The sequence below is a fragment of the Pseudomonadota bacterium genome, assembly GCA_039193195.1.
Lineage (GTDB): Bacteria > Pseudomonadota > Gammaproteobacteria > Steroidobacterales > JBCBZW01 > JBCBZW01.
Map to the genome: position 1 here is coordinate 23,025 of JBCCWS010000039.1, position 16,746 is coordinate 39,770.

At 63.9% G+C, this 16,746-nt stretch carries 15 protein-coding genes; 10 read left to right on the top strand and 5 right to left on the bottom strand.

The window, feature by feature from the left end:
* The first annotated feature begins 79 nt into the window (after positions 1 to 79).
* Positions 80 to 2,614 carry a leucine--tRNA ligase gene (gene leuS / locus AAGA68_21525; protein ID MEM9387649.1) on the top strand — a complete coding sequence of 845 codons (2,535 nt, stop codon included), beginning with the start codon at positions 80 to 82 and terminating at the stop codon, positions 2,612 to 2,614.
* A gap of 16 nt (positions 2,615 to 2,630) precedes the next feature.
* Positions 2,631 to 3,944 carry a dipeptidase gene (locus AAGA68_21530; GenBank protein MEM9387650.1) on the top strand — a complete coding sequence of 438 codons (1,314 nt, stop codon included), beginning with the start codon at positions 2,631 to 2,633 and terminating at the stop codon, positions 3,942 to 3,944.
* A gap of 86 nt (positions 3,945 to 4,030) precedes the next feature.
* On the opposite strand, the gene AAGA68_21535 is transcribed toward AAGA68_21530, so the two are convergent.
* The 5 genes from AAGA68_21535 to AAGA68_21555 form a co-directional block, all read right to left on the bottom strand.
* Entirely contained in the window at positions 4,031 to 7,195 is a 3,165-nt protein-coding gene (locus AAGA68_21535; protein ID MEM9387651.1) for a glycosyl hydrolase, read from the bottom strand.
* Positions 7,196 to 7,287: 92 nt separating this feature from the next.
* Positions 7,288 to 8,034 carry a hypothetical protein gene (locus AAGA68_21540; GenBank protein ID MEM9387652.1) on the bottom strand — a complete coding sequence of 249 codons (747 nt, stop codon included), beginning with the start codon at positions 8,032 to 8,034 and terminating at the stop codon, positions 7,288 to 7,290.
* 262 nt (positions 8,035 to 8,296) lie between these two features.
* Complete coding sequence (locus AAGA68_21545; protein MEM9387653.1) at positions 8,297 to 9,343, bottom strand: hypothetical protein; 1,047 nt, start codon at positions 9,341 to 9,343, stop codon at positions 8,297 to 8,299.
* On the bottom strand, positions 9,331 to 10,677 hold the full coding sequence (locus AAGA68_21550) for a GTP-binding protein (GenBank protein ID MEM9387654.1): 1,347 nt from the start codon (positions 10,675 to 10,677) through the stop codon (positions 9,331 to 9,333). Before AAGA68_21550 ends, AAGA68_21545 begins: the two co-directional genes overlap by 13 nt.
* A gap of 278 nt (positions 10,678 to 10,955) precedes the next feature.
* Positions 10,956 to 11,273: a hypothetical protein gene (locus AAGA68_21555; protein ID MEM9387655.1), complete on the bottom strand. Its 318-nt coding sequence runs from the start codon at positions 11,271 to 11,273 to the stop codon at positions 10,956 to 10,958.
* A gap of 294 nt (positions 11,274 to 11,567) precedes the next feature.
* Between AAGA68_21555 and AAGA68_21560 the strand changes: the two genes are divergently transcribed.
* The 8 genes from AAGA68_21560 (at position 11,568) to AAGA68_21595 (ending at position 16,743) form a co-directional block, all read left to right on the top strand.
* Positions 11,568 to 12,080, top strand: a complete 513-nt coding sequence (locus tag AAGA68_21560) for a Fur family transcriptional regulator (protein MEM9387656.1) — start codon at positions 11,568 to 11,570, stop codon at positions 12,078 to 12,080.
* 218 nt (positions 12,081 to 12,298) lie between these two features.
* Positions 12,299 to 12,763, top strand: a complete 465-nt coding sequence (locus tag AAGA68_21565) for a SufE family protein (protein MEM9387657.1) — start codon at positions 12,299 to 12,301, stop codon at positions 12,761 to 12,763.
* A 53-nt stretch (positions 12,764 to 12,816) separates the two neighbouring features.
* The gene (locus AAGA68_21570) at positions 12,817 to 12,963 is read left to right on the top strand and encodes a hypothetical protein (GenBank protein ID MEM9387658.1); all 147 of its coding nucleotides are present in this window, start codon (positions 12,817 to 12,819) and stop codon (positions 12,961 to 12,963) included.
* Positions 12,960 to 13,724 carry an ABC transporter ATP-binding protein gene (locus tag AAGA68_21575; protein MEM9387659.1) on the top strand — a complete coding sequence of 255 codons (765 nt, stop codon included), beginning with the start codon at positions 12,960 to 12,962 and terminating at the stop codon, positions 13,722 to 13,724. Before AAGA68_21570 ends, AAGA68_21575 begins: the two co-directional genes overlap by 4 nt.
* The gene (locus AAGA68_21580) at positions 13,703 to 14,590 is read left to right on the top strand and encodes a metal ABC transporter permease (protein ID MEM9387660.1); all 888 of its coding nucleotides are present in this window, start codon (positions 13,703 to 13,705) and stop codon (positions 14,588 to 14,590) included. The genes AAGA68_21575 and AAGA68_21580 overlap by 22 nt, the downstream gene beginning before the upstream one ends.
* 7 nt (positions 14,591 to 14,597) lie before the next feature.
* Positions 14,598 to 15,509: a metal ABC transporter substrate-binding protein gene (locus AAGA68_21585; GenBank protein ID MEM9387661.1), complete on the top strand. Its 912-nt coding sequence runs from the start codon at positions 14,598 to 14,600 to the stop codon at positions 15,507 to 15,509.
* A 129-nt stretch (positions 15,510 to 15,638) separates the two neighbouring features.
* Positions 15,639 to 16,157: a DUF6702 family protein gene (locus tag AAGA68_21590; protein MEM9387662.1), complete on the top strand. Its 519-nt coding sequence runs from the start codon at positions 15,639 to 15,641 to the stop codon at positions 16,155 to 16,157.
* Between the two features lies 1 nt (position 16,158).
* Complete coding sequence (locus tag AAGA68_21595; protein MEM9387663.1) at positions 16,159 to 16,743, top strand: HupE/UreJ family protein; 585 nt, start codon at positions 16,159 to 16,161, stop codon at positions 16,741 to 16,743.
* The last annotated feature ends 3 nt before the right edge of the window (positions 16,744 to 16,746 follow it).

Below are 16,746 nucleotides of genomic sequence, written 5' to 3' on the forward strand. Positions count from 1 at the left end.
GTGCTGGCGCTAACGGTGGCGTGCGATACTTCGCGGCTGCTGATGACATCACCCCTGCGCGCATTGCTGAGAGGATTTCATGCGCTACACGCCCTCTGAGATCGAGCCCAAATGGCAAGCCGCCTGGGACGCCCAGCAACCTTTCCGGACCCCGAGTGATCCGGCGGAGCTTAGGGCGCGACCGAAGTACTACATCCTCGACATGTTTCCCTACCCCTCGGGCGCGGGCCTACACGTGGGCCATCCCGAGGGCTACACGGCGACGGACGTGCTCGCGCGCCTCAAGCGCATGCGCGGCTTCAATGTCCTCCATCCCATGGGCTGGGACGCCTTCGGCCTGCCCGCCGAACGCGCCGCCGTGCGCGACAACATCCACCCGGCGATCATCACCGAGCGGAACATCAACAACTTCCGCCGCCAGATCAAACGCCTCGGCTTCAGCTACGACTGGGCGCGCGAGGTCAACACGAGCGCCGTCGACTACTACCAGTGGACCCAGTGGATCTTCCTCAAACTCTACGAGAAGGACCTGGCCTACCTGGCCGAGGTGCCGGTGAACTGGTGCCCCACCCTCGGCACGGTGCTGGCCAACGAGGAGGTGAAGGACGGTAAGTACGTGGAGACCGGCGATCCCGTGGAGCGCCGCTCGATGAAGCAGTGGATGCTGAAGATCACCGCCTACGCCGAGCGCCTGCTCCAAGACCTCGACGACGTCGACTGGCCCGAAGGCGTCAAGGAGATGCAGCGCAACTGGATCGGCAAGTCCCATGGCGCCGACGTGGTGTTCCAGCTGCCGGACGAGCACAGCCTCACCGTGTACACGACTCGCCCCGATACGCTGTTCGGTGCCACCTACTGCGTGCTCGCTCCCGAGCATCCGCTGGTGCAAGCGCTGACCACGCAGGAGCAAAAGGCAGCCGTCGACGCCTACGTCGCCGAGGCCACACAGAAGTCCGACCTCCTGCGGACGGACCTGGCCAAGGAGAAGACCGGCGTCTTCACGGGCGCCCACGCCATCAACCCGGTGACCGGCGAGGAGATCCCCGTCTGGGTAGCCGACTACGTGCTCATGTCCTACGGCACCGGCGCCATCATGGCGGTGCCGGCGCACGACGAGCGAGATCACGAGTTTGCGCGCGCCTTCAACCTGCCGATCCGACGCGTGATCGAAGGCGGTGGCCAGATCGAGGAGGCAGCGTGGACCGGCGATGGCAAGGCCGTGAACTCCGACTTTCTCGACGGCCTGGAAGTGGACGAGGCCAAGACGCGCATCATCGCTTGGCTCGAGGAGCGCGGCGCGGGCACGGGCCGCGTGCAGTACCGCCTGCGCGACTGGCTCTTCTCGCGCCAGCGCTACTGGGGCGAACCGTTCCCCATCGTGCACGCGGAAGACGGCGAAGTGGTGCCCCTGGATCCGGCGGCACTGCCCGTCGAGCTGCCGTCGATCGACGAGTACCGCCCCACCGAGGATGGCCAACCGCCCCTCGCCCGCGCGCCCAAGGAATGGACTGAGCTAACGCTGCCCGATGGTCGAAGGGCCACGCGCGAGACCAACACCATGCCCCAGTGGGCCGGATCCTGTTGGTACTACTTGCGCTACCTCGACCCAAACAACACCGAGGCCCCCTTCTCCAAGGAGGTGGCCGACTACTGGATGCCCGTCGATCTGTACGTGGGTGGGGTCGAGCACGCGGTCCTGCACCTGCTCTACGCGCGCTTCTGGCACAAGGTGCTCTACGACGTGGGCCTGGTGAGCACCAAGGAGCCGTTCCAACGCCTGTTCAACCAGGGCATGATCCTCGCCTACAGCTACAAGGACGCCAACGGCAAGTACCACCACCCGGACGACACGCAGGAGCGCGACGGCGCGCCCGTACTCAAGGCGACCGGGGAGACGCTCGACACGCAAATCGAGAAGATGTCGAAGTCGAAGCTGAACGTGGTGAACCCCGACGATGTGATCGAGCAGTACGGCGCTGACGCCATGCGCCTGTATGAGCTCTTCATGGGCCCCCTGGAACAGGTCAAACCGTGGCAGATGACGGGCGTGGAAGGCGTGTACCGCTTTCTCCAGCGCGTGTGGCGCCTGGTCGTTGATGAGCGCACCGGTGCGCTCAACGACAAGCTCGCTGATGAGCCGGCGCAGAAGAGCAGCGAGTTGAACAAGGCCCTTCACCGCACGATCAGGAAAGTGCTGGAGGACACGGAAGCCCTGCGCTTCAACACGGCCATCGCCGAGATGATGACCTTCGTCAACAAGGCGACCTCGGCGAAAACGCTGCCGAGGGCCCTGATCAAGGACTTCATTACCGTCCTCGCCCCCTACGCGCCGCACCTCGCCGAAGAGCTGTGGGAGCGCCTCGGCGCTGATGGCCTGGTCTGCGTGGCCACCTGGCCCTCGCACGATGAGTCCCTGTGCGTCGATGACACGATCACCATCGTCGTACAGGTGAACGGCAAGAAACGCGATGAGATCAGCGCTGCTCGCGATGCCGATAAGGCCACGCTGGAGACAGCGGCGCTCGCCAGCGATGGCGCCCAACGCTCAATGGACGGGAAGACGCCGAAGAAGGTCATCGTCGTCCCCGGCCGCCTCGTCAATATCGTCGTCTAAGCACAGGTAACGCTGCATGTTCTCAACGCCCAAGATCGGCTTCGCACTCCCCCTGCTGTTGCTCATCGGCTGCGCCGCCGAGCAGGAGCAAGCCCCCGTCGAGGCCGCCGCCTCGCACGACGCTGGCGCCGCGATGGGCGAGGAGTCCGAGGAGCAACTCCTCGCCCGCGCGCTAGAGATTCACGACCGAGTCCTCACCGTGGACACGCACGCCGACACGCCCCTGCGCATGATCGAGCCGGGCTTCGACATGGCCGAGCGCCACGATCCGAAGGAGACGGGCTCCAAGGTCGACTATCCGCGCATGAAGGAGGGCGGCCTCGACGCCATCTTCTTCGCCGCCTTCGTCGCTCAGGACATTCGCGACGACGACGGCCACAGCCGAGCGAAAACGCTAGGCATGGAGATGATCGACACGGTGATCGCATCGACCGAAGCGAATGCCGATACGGTGGGCCTAGCCCTCGACCCTGACGACGCCTACGCCCTGGAGAAGGCCGGTAAACGCGCCATCTACTTAGGCATAGAAAATGGCTACCCGATAGGCAACGACCTCGCCAACGTCGAGCTGTTCTACAACAAGGGCGTGCGCTACATCACCCTTGTGCACTCGGCCAACAACGACCTCGCCGACTCGGCCACGGACGATAAGGGAGCAGAACACGACGGCCTTAGCGCCTTCGGTGAGCAGGTGGTTCAGGAGATGAACCGCTTGGGGATCATGGTGGATGTCTCCCACGCGAGTGACGAGGTCTTCTACGACGCCATCGCCATCTCCAAGGCACCGATCATCGCCAGCCACTCAAACGCACGGGCCGTCACCGATCACCAGCGCAACATGAGCGATGAGATGCTGAGACTCATGGCGCAGAACGGCGGTGTGGTGCAGCTCACGATGCTCTCCGTGTACCTGCGCGACATGCCCGAGAATCCCGAGCGCGATGCGGCGATGGCCGAGCTGCGCGCATCGATGGCGGCGGCGGGCGAGATGACGCAAGAGGAACGGGCCGCCATGCGCGCGAAGTTCAACGAGATCAACGAGCAGTACCCGCAGCCCTCAGCCACCGTGAAGCACGCCGTGGACCACATCGACCACATCATTAGCGTAGCCGGCATCGACCACGTGGGCATCGGCTGTGACTTCGACGGCGGTGGCGGCATCGAGGGAGTATTCGATGCAAGTGAGGTGATGAACATCACCATCGAACTGGTGCGCCGCGGCTACACGGAAGAGCAGATCCGCAAGATCTGGGGCGGCAACCTCATGCGGGTATTCAACGATGCGCAGGCCGTCGCTAAGACCCTGCAGGCAGCGGCCGGCGCCTCCTGAACGGCCTTCGGTCCCCTCACGCCTGGGCAGCAGGCCCAAGAGGCGCGGACCCGCCGACGCTTGGTCAGCGGGTCCGCTCACCTGACTCAGCGCAAGCTAAATCCGGCGATAGCCGCGGGCAGCTGCACTTGCCAGAAGTGGGTGCCGACGGCGGCTGAGAAGCTCGTCACCCCCTCGTCCTCGTTCCAACTCGCCCGATCGATGGGCGTCAGAGGGTCCAGCTCGGCCTCGGCAAGCAGGCTGTTGACCTTGGCCAGCTCCTCCCCGAGCAGCGCACCCCCCGAAGCCAGGGCGTCGCTCAGCTCGGACTTTAGCGTGTCCCGCCGGGAGAACTGCGTGGTGCTCGGCTTACCGTCGTAGGAGGTGACGTTGCCGTAGAGCGTGCCGAGGCGTTCGCGCAGCTGCTCCTCGCCGGTGATCATGCCGCCCTTACTCGAGGACAGGGAGGTACGCAGGGTCTCCAGCGAAGTGGCGAACGCGTCCAGCGCCTTGCTGAGCTCATCCGCCGCGCCTTCCGCCCGCGCGCCGGCCTGCGCGTGCACCTCGATTAAGTTGTCCGACAGGAAGGTCAGATCGTTGATCATGTCGTAGAGCTCGAGCGCCAGGGTTTGCTGGGCCGTGCGGTCAGGTGTCGAGTGAGGCGTCCTCGGGTCGGGCACGAGCTGCACCGTCGACTCCAGAGTCTCCTTGCCCTTCGTAAGCACCACCCGGTACTCACCTTCGGGCACGCGAGGCCCAAGGAAACCTGGCACGAGGCTGGTCGCCGGCGGGAACTTCGGCGCTTTGAAGCGCATGGGCCACTCGACGCGGTTCAGGCCGCGGCGCTTGCCCCCCGGCAGGGTCGCGATGAGACGCCCATCCTCGTGGAACACCTCCACCTTTAGATCACCAAAGAGGTGGCGCTTCTTCAGGTAGTAGACGATCGTTGCCGACTGCGGCGGGTTGTTGGCGACGAAAGCATCATTCGCGCCGAAGCTCTGTAGCTGGTTGTTCAAGACCATCGGCGCTGGGCGCGTAGGCAACATGGCCACCTTCGAGTCGATGATCTCCTGCGTCAGCGAGCGCAGCGGGGTGACGTCGTCGATGATGTAAACGCCGCGACCGTGCGTGCCGATGACCAGATCGTGCTCGGTGGGATGCACCACCAGATCGTGCACCGCCACCTTGGGCAGGTTCTCGGAGAATCGCGCCCAGTTCAGGCCCTGATCCAGGCTCACGTAGAGGCCGCGCTCCGTGCCCAGGTACAGGAGGTCGGCGTTGACCGGATCCTGCTTGATCACCCATGCGTAGCCCTCGATGGCGTCGGTGGCCAGCGCCGCCCAGGTCTTGCCGTGATCGGTGGTGCGGAAGAGGTATGTCTGCATGTCACCGCGACGGTGGCCGTCGAAAGTGACGAAGGCCGTGGCCTCATCGTGGGGGCTCGCCTCAACCCGCGACACCCAGGTGCCCTTGGGTACGCCCGTGATGTTAGTGGCGACGTTCGCCCAGCTTACCCCACCGTCCCGGGTGAGCTGCACGTTGCCGTCGTCCGTACCCACCCAGATCGTCCGTCCGTTCAGGGGTGACTCGCCTATGGAGTAGATCGTGGTGAAGTTCTCGGCGGTGGAGTTGTCGATCGTCAGCCCGCCGGACTCGGCCTGGCGCTGGCCCTTGGGGTCGTTGGTGGTGAGATCCGGTGAGATCGCCTCCCACGACTCGCCGCGGTCCTTACTGCGGAACAGGTATTGGGCGCCGTAGTAGATCGTGCCCGGGCTGTTCGGGCTCATGTGCAGGGGCGTATTCCAGTTGAAGCGTAGCTCCTGCTGACCGGGCCCCGGCGCCGGCTGAATACGCTTGATCTCGAGCGTTTCGCGATCGATTCGCTTCAGCTGCCCGCCCTGGTACTCCGTGAAGAGCACGCGATCGTCGTTCGGGTCGGGAAAGGCCCAGAAGCCGTCGCCAAAGCCGATGTTCTGCCAGTCCTTGTTCTGAATGCCGCCCGGCCCCTGGGAAGGGGCCATCCACGAGCCGTTGTCCTGCAGGCCGCCGTAAACGTTGTAGGGCCAGCGGCTGTCGACGGCCACATGGTAGAACTGGCTAACGGGGAGATTGGCCACGTGACGCCAGTGGAAGCCTCGATCCTCCGAGGCGTAGACGCCGCCGTCCGTGCCCAGAAAGAGCTGATGGGGGTCGGCGGGATTGATCCACATCGCATGGTGGTCGGGGTGGATGGCGATGCTGAAGCCGGCGCCGAACATGCCCGAGAAGGTCTCACCGCCGTCGTTGCTCACGCTGAGCGTGAAGCTCGGCTTGTAGACGCGCTCAGGATCGGTGGGATCGACGACGAGTTCGCCGAAGTAAAAGGGCCGCATCTGGATGTTGCCCGAGTCGTCCTTCTCCACCCAGGTGTCGCCGCCGTCGTCGGAACGGTAGAGCGCGGTATGCTCGCTCTCGATCGTCGCGTAGACGCGCGTCGGCTCAGATGCGGCAACGGTCACGGCGATGCGACCCTTCTCGCCCTCCGGCAGACCTTCGGTTAGCGGCTCCCAGGTGTCGCCGCCGTCCTGGCTTCGGTAGATGCCTGAGGTAGCGCCGCCCGACTCGAAGAAGTCAGGGTAGCGACGAACCTGCCAAAGGCCCGCGTAGAGGGTGCTGCCGTCCGGCGTCATCGCCAGGTCCGAGCAGCTGGTGGCGCCATCGATGTGGAGCACGTTCTCCCAGGTCGCGCCACCGTCGCTCGTGCGGAATACGCCGCGGTCGCCACCGGGGGCCCAAAGATGGCCAAGGGCGCAGACGAAGACGACGTTGCTGTCCGTCGGGTGGACCAGCAGCTCGGCGATGTGATCGCTGTCGGTAAGCCCCACGTGCTGCCACTTCTTGCCACCGTCCGTAGATCGGTAAACGCCGTCGCCCGGCGACACCGTGTTGCGCACCCAGCTCTCGCCAGTGCCCACCCAGACCGTTTCCGGATCGCTCGGATCCACGCGCACGGCGCCGATCGACTGGGTGTGATCGTCGAAGACCGGCTGGTAGACGATGCCACCATCGTCAGACTTCCAAACACCGCCACTGGCCGTGCCGACGTAAAGCATCAACGGTTCGCCGTCGCGCGCCACGCCATCGAGGGCGGATATACGGCCACTCATCACCGCCGGGCCGAGACTGCGGGCGCGCAGGCCGCCAAAGGTGGACGAATTGACGTCGATGGCACCATAGGCTGCCGTCGTAGCCGCGAGCGCAATAGCCGCCAGCAAGGGGGTCGTTCGGATCATATTGGTCTCCCTGAACATCGAAGCTGTCGGCGGCGGGACAACCACCGCCGACGCGTTGCGCGGCGGATGTGGACGCCCGGCGCGCTGGCCGATTACTCAGCCGTGGTTGACGCCTCAGGCATCGAGAAACGATCGGCGGAGATATCGTCGACGTTGAAGGTCGCCGTCTCGATGCTGATCACCTGCTGCGCTGGCGCTGAGCCCTCGCCAACGCTGGAGCTCATCGAATGAGCGATCACCAGATCACCCACCGGCTTGTAGTCCCCGATCGATTGGGTGAACGCCATCTCGTTACCCTGGATGTCGCGAGTCCCCTTCGATAGGAAGGGCAGGCAGTACTCGGTATCTAGGTAGTAGGTCGATTCGTCTTCCGTGTGTGCCCGGACCACCTTTAGCACGTAAGCCTCCGTGCCCTCGATCTCCTCGGTGCCGATGAGTTCGACCTTATGCCCCTTGTTCTGCCAATCGACTAGGGGGCCTTCCCACTCCGCCATCTCCTTCACCGACTTCAGCTGGTCCTCGGCCATTTCCTCCGGATCCGTCTTGCCCAAGAAGGGCATGATGGCCCAGCCGGTTTCGCCATCGTAGGCCTGTACAGCGGTCATGCCCTGGATCTCAAACTCCATGCGCACGCGATCCGGGGGCAGGAACTCGACCGTGAAGGGCGCCTGCATCGGGCCCATCGTCATGGTGCCCGTCATGCGGGCCGACTGAACGGACCGAATGCTCTCAAGTCCACCCATCGTCTCGTAATTGCAGGACAACACCTCGTCGAGGTCGGCGGCGGCGGCGGTGCCCGCCAAGGCAAGCGCAGCGGATACGATCAGCAGTTTTTTCATCGCGTAAATCCCTAGATGGTGGGCGAGGATCGCCTTGGACTGGAAGGTAACTGGGCAGCTGGCACCGGACGCTCTCGATCGTTGAAGGTGCCCGCGCGCGGAACGGATAAGGCTTAGTTGCCTGCTCGGGTAGATCGGTCGCAGTTGGCCTGCGCTCGCGACTCTGGCAAAGGGGATAGCACGGCGCTGCGCAACTGCCCCACCCCTAATTCACGACTCACTAGTCGCGGCGGATTCGCGCTCGGACACTCGACGGGCCCCGCTACCTGACTCTCCAAACGGTTACGACACCCTGCGCGTCGAGCGCGGCCAGCGCGCGCCCATCGGGGCGCCAATGCACCTGAGCCACCGCGTCCCCTACCATGGCGGCGCCGATCGGCCCGCCTTGCGCATCGCTCTTGAGCAGCCACACCACTACCATGCCCTCGCGACCGCCGGAAGCCAGGCGCATACCGCGACGGGTGAACGCGAGGGTTGTGACGAGCTTCACGTGGCCGTCCATCACGCCTGGCTTGGTGCCCTCGGGGCCATCACCGGCGAAGCTCCAGACCGTGACACCGCTGCCGCCGCTGGTGGCCAGGATAGTGCCGCTGGCGTCGAATGCGAGCGTTGACGGCTTGGCAGGGTACCCCGCCATCATGGAATCCCGCCCCGTGGAGCGACGCCAGAAATGCACCGTATTATCCTGACTGCCGCAGGCCACGATGTCGCCGTCAGCACTCAAGGCCATCGACACGAGCGAGCCTTTCCACTCCAGCTTCTGTCGACACTCGCCCGTAGACACATCGAAGAAGCTCACTCGCCCATAGCAGGCGGTTGCCAGCTCCCGCTCGCTCCAGGCGATGACGCTGACGGTGCTTGGGTGATGTTCAGAGCGCCACACCTCAGCGCCCTGCGCACTGTACACGCGGACCTGGCGGGAGTGCGCGACGGCCAACCAGGCGCCGTCCGGTGACCACGCCAGATGCTCGACCCAGCCCTTACCGATATCGAGTGTCGTTACCATATGGCCATCGCCGGCCGTCCAGATAAGGACTCGCCCGTCTTCGCCAGCGGTGGCGAAGGTACTCCCGTTCGGGTGGATCGCCAGGGCGAGGACGCCACCCTCATGAGCGCCTTCGCGGTCCCAGACGCACGCGCCTGAGGTGCCTTCGAAGGCGTAGACACCGCCCGCTGCATCCCCCACGAGTATCGATTTACCGCCAGCGGCCCAGCCCCCGACGGAGGCGTAGTCGCCCACCTGTGCGGTCCAGCCTGGATGCAGAACGCCCTCTGGCGCCTTCTTCTGGCGCTCGCTCACATCAGGCATGCCTCGAAGCCAGCACGCATCGCCGGCTCGTCAAGGTTGCGACCGATGAAGACGAGCTGGTTGCGTCGCGGCATATCGCCCCAGGGGCGATCCGGTTGGCCATCGAAAAGCATGTGCACGCCCTGAAAGACGAAGCGCTCGGATTCGCCAGCGATGCTGATAAAACCCTTCATACGGAAGAGGTCCACCCCGCGCTCGCGCAGCAACTTGCCTAGCCAAGCGTGGAGCTTATCCCAGTCCACATCGCCGTCGACCTCGATTGCGATCGAGCCCACCTCGTCGTCGTGCTCGTGCTGCGCTACCCAGGTGCGTTCGACCTGATACTCGACCGCATTTCCCTCCACATCGATAAGCTGGAGGTCGAACTCTTCCGCGGTATGTTGGGCATACAGGCCCACCCGAATGGGACCATCCACCTCGAGAGAGAAGGCCTTGCGTCCCGGTGAATCGAGCAGGAGATTGACGTGCTTGTTCAGGGGTATCAACTGCCCAGGGTCGACGGGTTGCGCCGTCTCGGCGTAACGCCGCACACACCACTCCGCCCCTTCCCGCAGGGCCGCGTCATCCTCAGCTTGGTCGGCCACCACCACTAGGGACATCTCGGGGTCTGGCCCTTCCGCTAGGCTGAGCTCGTAGCGACCGCTCTGTAGGGCGTACACGCCGGTCCACTCGAAGGGATACTCCGGCTCCAGGAAGGTGGGGCGTCGCTCCAATACCTGATCGAGGTCGAAGGCGCCGAGGTTCAGCACGGTATCGACGGGCAGCTCGGCGCGCTCCGAGCGCACCACCCGTGCCATCCGGTTCATCTCCCGAAGACGCCCCTCTAGGCGGTCGAGGGTCTCATCGTCGACGAGGTCCGTCTTGTTCAACACGAGGACGTCGGCGAACGCGACTTGCTCGGTGCTCTCATCGCTGCGCCCGAGTTGCTGTTCGATGTGTGCCGCGTCGACCAGGGTAACGATCCCATCGAGGGAGAACTCGTCGCGAATCTCCTCGTCCATAAAGAAGGTCTGGGCGACCGGCCCGGGGTCCGCAAGCCCGGTAGTCTCCACCAGGACGTAGTCGAACTTGTCGCGACGCTTCATCAGATTGCCGAGCACACGGATCAGGTCACCGCGTACCGTGCAGCAGATGCAACCGTTCGACATCTCGAAGATCTCTTCGTCCGCTTCGATCACGAGGGCTTGATCGATGCCGACCTCCCCGTACTCATTCTCGATCACAGCGATACGTTTACCGTGCTGCTCATTCAGGATGCGGTTCAGAAGCGTTGTCTTCCCCGAGCCGAGAAAGCCGGTGAGGATCGAAACGGGTACCTTATTTGCTGTGCTCACCTAAATTCTCCTGTAGCAGCGTTGCGAGTACTAGCGCCGGCTCGTAATAGTACTCGAGCCGCCGCCTGTTGCACGTCGAGGGCCCTCAGCGGGGTGGCACTCGGCCGAGTATGCTTGAGCGCAATCCCTTTGGGCGCTCCTTCCTAGCACCCATCTGCCGTCACTAAACAGTGCGTGAGGCACTCGATGATTGCAGATCCGCTGACGCCGGGTTACTGATTCCCAAAAAGGATAGGTCCACGCCCCCACTGAGGACATGGCGATGCCGCGGGGCGCGGTCACAGGCTCAGGCATTGCACGGCTCTCACTTCTACCCGGTCGCTAAGGCTACTCGCGCGCAGCACTGCCTCAAGTTCGCGATACAAAACATACCCCGGCCGCTCTTCGCGAGGCTCGCGCGGCGCGCCAGGCGCCCGGAAAGACGTGCAGACGTGGAGCGTACAAGCCCCGAGGATGCCCTGCTCCCGCTGCTGGTCCTCATCGGCCAGGCGCTGGCGCAGCGTTGCGGCGGCCTGCAGCGCTCGCGCGTTCGCTGCCGGCAGTGCCTGGCGGGCCGCCAGCAGCGCTTGGCGGTCCTCCGTGCCTACCTGCGCCACGCGTATTCGTCTCCGCCTGTATCACCGACCGGAGCTCCGGGGTTTGCTAAGAAAAAAAGCATCAAGGTAATTACTGCCGTTTACGAAGCCCGCCCAAAGCAGGCGGCGACGGTGAGGCACGCCGCCGCGTGCCGTGCACGCTTGAAAAGAGTAGCGACTTGGCCGCGCCCTCGGCGCTACCTGCTCGGCTGTGTTGGCGCCCGCGATTGTAACCGCTTACTTGCTCCAGCAATTGCAACATTATAACGTTACGGGATCTTGCGCAGTTTCGCAAAAGCAACAGAGGTACTGTCCATGGCGGTAGGTAGACCGACGCAGCCTCGACCCTGCACTGACCCCACCTGCAGCGATCTCCACGAACCCGCCGCACAGGTTGCCCTTGCAGCATCGCTGTGCAGCGCGCGCGGCGCCAAGCTCACTACGCTCAGGCGGCAGCTCCTGGAGCTGCTCTGGGAAAGCGCCCGCCCGATGGGCGCATACGAGCTGATCGAGGCGCTCAAGATAAAAACCGCCCGGCAGGTCGGGCCGCCGACAGTCTATCGCGGGCTCGAGTTCCTGATCGCCCAGGGCTTGGCCGTGAAGATCGAAAGCCGCAACACTTACACTCCATGCTCGCATCCTGAGCGACGCCATGATTCCCTCTTTTTCATTTGTGCTGACTGCGGGGCAGCGGCTGAACTGGACGATCAACGAATCATGCGGCTACTGGCCGAGGACGCGGCAGACCTGGGATACCGTGTGACCAAGCGGGTCGTCGAGATCCAAGGCACCTGCGGGCATTGTGCCGCGGCGGCGGACGCGCGCTAGTGGGCCGCTTGGTAAATAGGGTAACGCTCAGTCTGCGTAGGGGCAGCGTCAGCAAGGCGCGTCGCGCAGCCAATGGCATCGCCATTGGCAAGCGATGCAACGCCGCGGACGCTGCCCCTGGGCAGACCCGAAGGGCGAGTAGCACGGGCGACAGGGAGTGATGGAGACGGGCATCGGCGGTCGCAGCCACTACGCCGACCGACGCAGGAACGCTTGAGATGGAAGGTCCTACACAATCCGATCAGACCACGACGGCAGAAGTACAGCGCTCGATCGTGGATAGCTTTCAGTTCCTGGGAGATTGGACGGAGCGCTATCAGTATCTTATCGACCTAGGAAGGCGCCTGCCGGCGTACCCCGACGCCAAGCGAACCGACGACTACCGACTGTACGGCTGCCAATCCGGCGTGTGGCTCGACGCCAGATATGAGGACGGCAAGCTCGACTTCGAGGCGGCGAGTGACTCCGCGATCGTGGCGGGGATCATCGCCCTGCTTCTCAAGGTGTACTCGGGGCGTCGCCCACACGACATTCTGACGACCTCACCGACGTTCATCGACGACATTGGACTCTCCAAACATCTTTCACCTCACCGCGCCAACGGCCTCTCGCTTATGCTGGAGCGCATTCGCACAATTGCGAGCGCCCATGCGGCCGGCGGTGGCAGCGGCGGTAGCGTCTAAGGCTTGAGATCCCATCGTGATTGCAGCGCAAATACCTTCTGTCCCCCGATTCGATGAGTGAGCCTGTCAAGGGAGACACAACACCCGATCAGCCCTTCTCCCTGCTGGCCAGTGGCGTGGTCGCTCGACTGGCAGGGGCCGCGTTTCTCGCGATCCTCTTGTGGGTTGCCACGGCTTGGGCGATGGGGCTGTTGCCTTGACCACGGTCTTCTCCCTCCGCGAAGTGACCCTCGGCTACGACGACCGCCGCCCTGCTGTCAGCGGCCTAAGCGGTTGCTTTGCCAGCGGATCGCTGACGGCGATCGTCGGCCCCAACGGTGGCGGCAAGAGCACCCTGTTGAAAGGACTGGTCGGGCTGCTTGCCCCGCTTCAGGGTCGCCTAGAGCGCGGCGATCTAGATCCGACAGACATCGCCTACCTGCCGCAACAGGCGGAGATCGACCGTGGTTTCCCGGTCTCCGTGATCGACACGGTCATCCTCGGTCACTGGCGGAAAATCGGCCTGTTCCACCCCGTCAGCCGCGCCCTGCGCCAACGCGCCGAGCAAGCCCTGGAAGCCGTCGGCCTCGATCGGTTGGCACGACGACCGATCGGCGCCTTGTCAGCGGGTCAGTTCCAACGCGTTCTCTTCGCCCGCATGCTGGTGCAAGACTGTGCCGTCATGCTCCTCGACGAGCCCTTCGCCGCCATCGACGCAAGGACCACGGCCGACCTCTTGCAGATCGTCACTGGATGGCATGACGAGGGCCGCACGGTCGTCGCCGTACTGCATGATGTCGATCAGGTGCGAGAGCACTTTCCCGACACCCTGCTGCTCGCCCGCGAGTCCCTTGCCTGGGGCGCGAGCACAGATGTCCTCCAAGACCGGCGATTGCGCCAGGCGCGGCAGATGGCACAAGCCTGGGACGATCGCCCGGCGCCCTACGACCAGGATGCGGCATGGCCCTCTACGCCGCGCTGATTCAGCCCTTTGTCGAATTTGGGTTCATGCGCAGGGCGTTGGTCGCCTGCCTAGCGCTAAGCCTCGGCTGCGGCCCCGTGGGCACACTGCTGGTCTTGCGCCGCATGAGCCTAGTCGGCGATGCCTTGAGCCACGCAGTGCTGCCCGGCGCGGCGATCGGCTTCATGCTCTGCGGCCTCTCACTCGTCGCGATGAGCTTGGGCGGCTTCATCGCAGGATTAGCCGTGGCGCTGTTATCAGGTGTGGTGGCGCGGGTCACCCCACAGCGCGAGGACGCGAGCTTCGCCGCCCTGTATCTGATCTCCTTGGCTGCGGGGGTACTGATCGTATCCACCCGGGGCAGCAACGTCGATCTCATGCACGTGCTGTTCGGCACAATCCTCGCTGTCGACAACGCCTCCCTGCTACTGGTGGTGTCGATCGCGACACTGACGCTCTTCGCGCTGGCCATCATCGCCCGTGGGCTGATCGTCGAGTGCTTCGACCCCGGCTTCTTACGCGCCGTAGGGGGTCCGAGCGCAAGCCTACACTTCCTGTTCCTCGTGCTCGTGGTGATCAACCTGGTCGCCGGATTTCACGCGCTAGGCACGCTGATGGCGGTGGGCTTGATGATGCTGCCGGCCACCGCAGCACGATTCTGGGTGAACGACGTGGCGAAGCTAGCGGCCACCAGCAGCGCGATCGCTTTCACCTCTGCCTACGCCGGCCTGCTCCTCTCCTACCACGTTGACCTTCCCTCTGGACCGTCGATCATCCTGGTGGCGGGAAGTGTGTACCTCATCTCGCTACTCGCTGGCCCTAGGGGCAGCGTCGGCGCTCGAATTCTCATGCGCCAGCACGATCAGGCCCAAACATGGCCGGAGTAAAGTAATCATGTATCGCCTGTCGCGACGATCATTCGTTGCTGCGCTCGCCGCCCTAGCGGTTGCCCCGACCGTTGGCGTCACGGCCGCCGGCAGACTCAAGGTCGTTGCCACCTTCACCGTGCTCGCAGATCTGGTGAGCAACATCGCCGGGGACCACGTGAGCCTCACTACCTTGGTCGGCCCCAACGCTGACGCTCACGTCTACGAGCCCAGCCCTGCCGATGCCCGCAGGCTAGCTGAAGCCGATCTCGTGCTCGTCAACGGCCTTGGCTTTGAGGGCTGGATCGACCGCCTCATTGAGGCTTCCGGCTACGACGGCCCGATCATGGTGGCCAGTGAAGGTGTCGCCGCGCTCGAGACCGCCAAGCACCAGATCGACCCTCATGCCTGGCAAGATCTCGCCAACGGTCGGCTGGCGGTCGGCAACATCGCGCGCGCCTTGAGCGCCGTCGACCCGCGCCACGCGGACGACTACCGCCGCTACGCGCAACGCTACGATCGGCAACTCGCGGCCCTAGACCTGCAAATCCGTGGCTGGTTTGCTGCCATCCCCCCAAATGAACGCAAAGTGATCACCTCACACGATGCCTTCCAGTACTTTGGGCGGGCCTACGGCATCGACTTCCTCGCGCCGGTTGGGCTGAGTACGCAGGACGAACCGTCAGCAGGTGAGATCGCGGCGCTGGTGAAGCAAATGCGCAAGGAAGGCATCCGCGCGCTATTCGTCGACAACATCGCCGACCGGCGTCTGATGCAGCAACTCGGACGCGAGGCCAGCGCAGTCATCGGGGGGACCCTCTACTCGGACTCCCTTTCCACAGCCGAAGGCCCGGCAGCCACCTACATTGATATGTTTCGACACAACGCAAGTGAGATCGTCCGCGTCCTGCAGGCCTCAGCGTTGCGCCCGTCCCGATGAACTCGGCTTCTGCCGTAACGTACTATGGTGATCGCTGAGGGGTGTTGGACTGTCCGCGAGCAGCATCGAAACGACACGGCGATGACGATTTGCCGGTAGGCGACGAGAGGTTATCCCAGAGTGACTGCAATGACCGGCTCTGCGCTGGTGCTACTGCCGGCTATCGCGCTCGCTTGTGCGCTCAGCGCGATGGCGCATCCCCTGCGCCTGTCTCTGTGCGAAGTAGAGTACTCGTCCGAGCGGCAGCTCCTCTCGATCAGCCTGCGGCTGTTCGTCATGGACGTGAATGAAGCGCTGGTGTTCGACCCGAACAGCACGGCCCTGGCGCTAGGAAAGCCCAACGAATCAGCCGATGCGCAGAGACTATTGCTCTCCTACTTGGAGGACTTCTTCCGCATTGACGCCAACGGTGAGAAGGTAGATCTAAAAATCAAGAGCAAGCGGTTGAAAGGCGAGGGCGACAACACGGCGCTCGCCCTGCTGTTCGAGCATCGCCTCGCCCCGCCCCTACGCTCTTTGGCCATCAGAAACGCGGTGTTCACCGACTTGTTCTCCGATCAAAACAACATCGTCTACGTGCACGTGGACGACGCGTCCAAAAGCCTGATGCTCACCAAGAAGACCCCCGAACACGAGCTTGCCTTCTAGCATGGATCCGCTTGCCTTCTATCTGCAGGTGGGCTTCAAACACATCGCAGACCTCGCCGCCTACGACCACCTCCTCTTTCTAATCGCCCTCTGCGCGGTCTACCGGCTCGAGCAGTGGCGCAGCATCGCGATCCTCGTCACTGCCTTCACTATTGGCCACAGCATTACGCTCGCCCTTGCGGCCCTCGATACGGTACGTATCTCGTCCAGCCTGATCGAGTTTCTCATTCCGACGACCATCCTGATCACGGCCTTGCTTAACGTGGTGCGTGCACCGAGCGAATCCGTTCGCGCAAACATGGGTCCCAACTACGCCCTAGCCCTGTTCTTCGGGCTGATCCACGGCATGGGGTTCTCCAACTACTTTCGCGCCTTGTTGATGGACGAGTCGTCGATCCTCGTGCCGCTGGTGGGATTCAACCTCGGGATAGAGCTCGGACAGCTGATGATCGTGGCCGTGATAATCGCCCTCGCGTACGTGTTCCTCAACGTGCTGAGCGTCAAGCACCGCGACTGGAACGTGTTCGTATCCGGCGGTGCGGCGGCTTTGGCACTGCAGCTGATGCTGGCGAACCAATTCTGGTAGCAG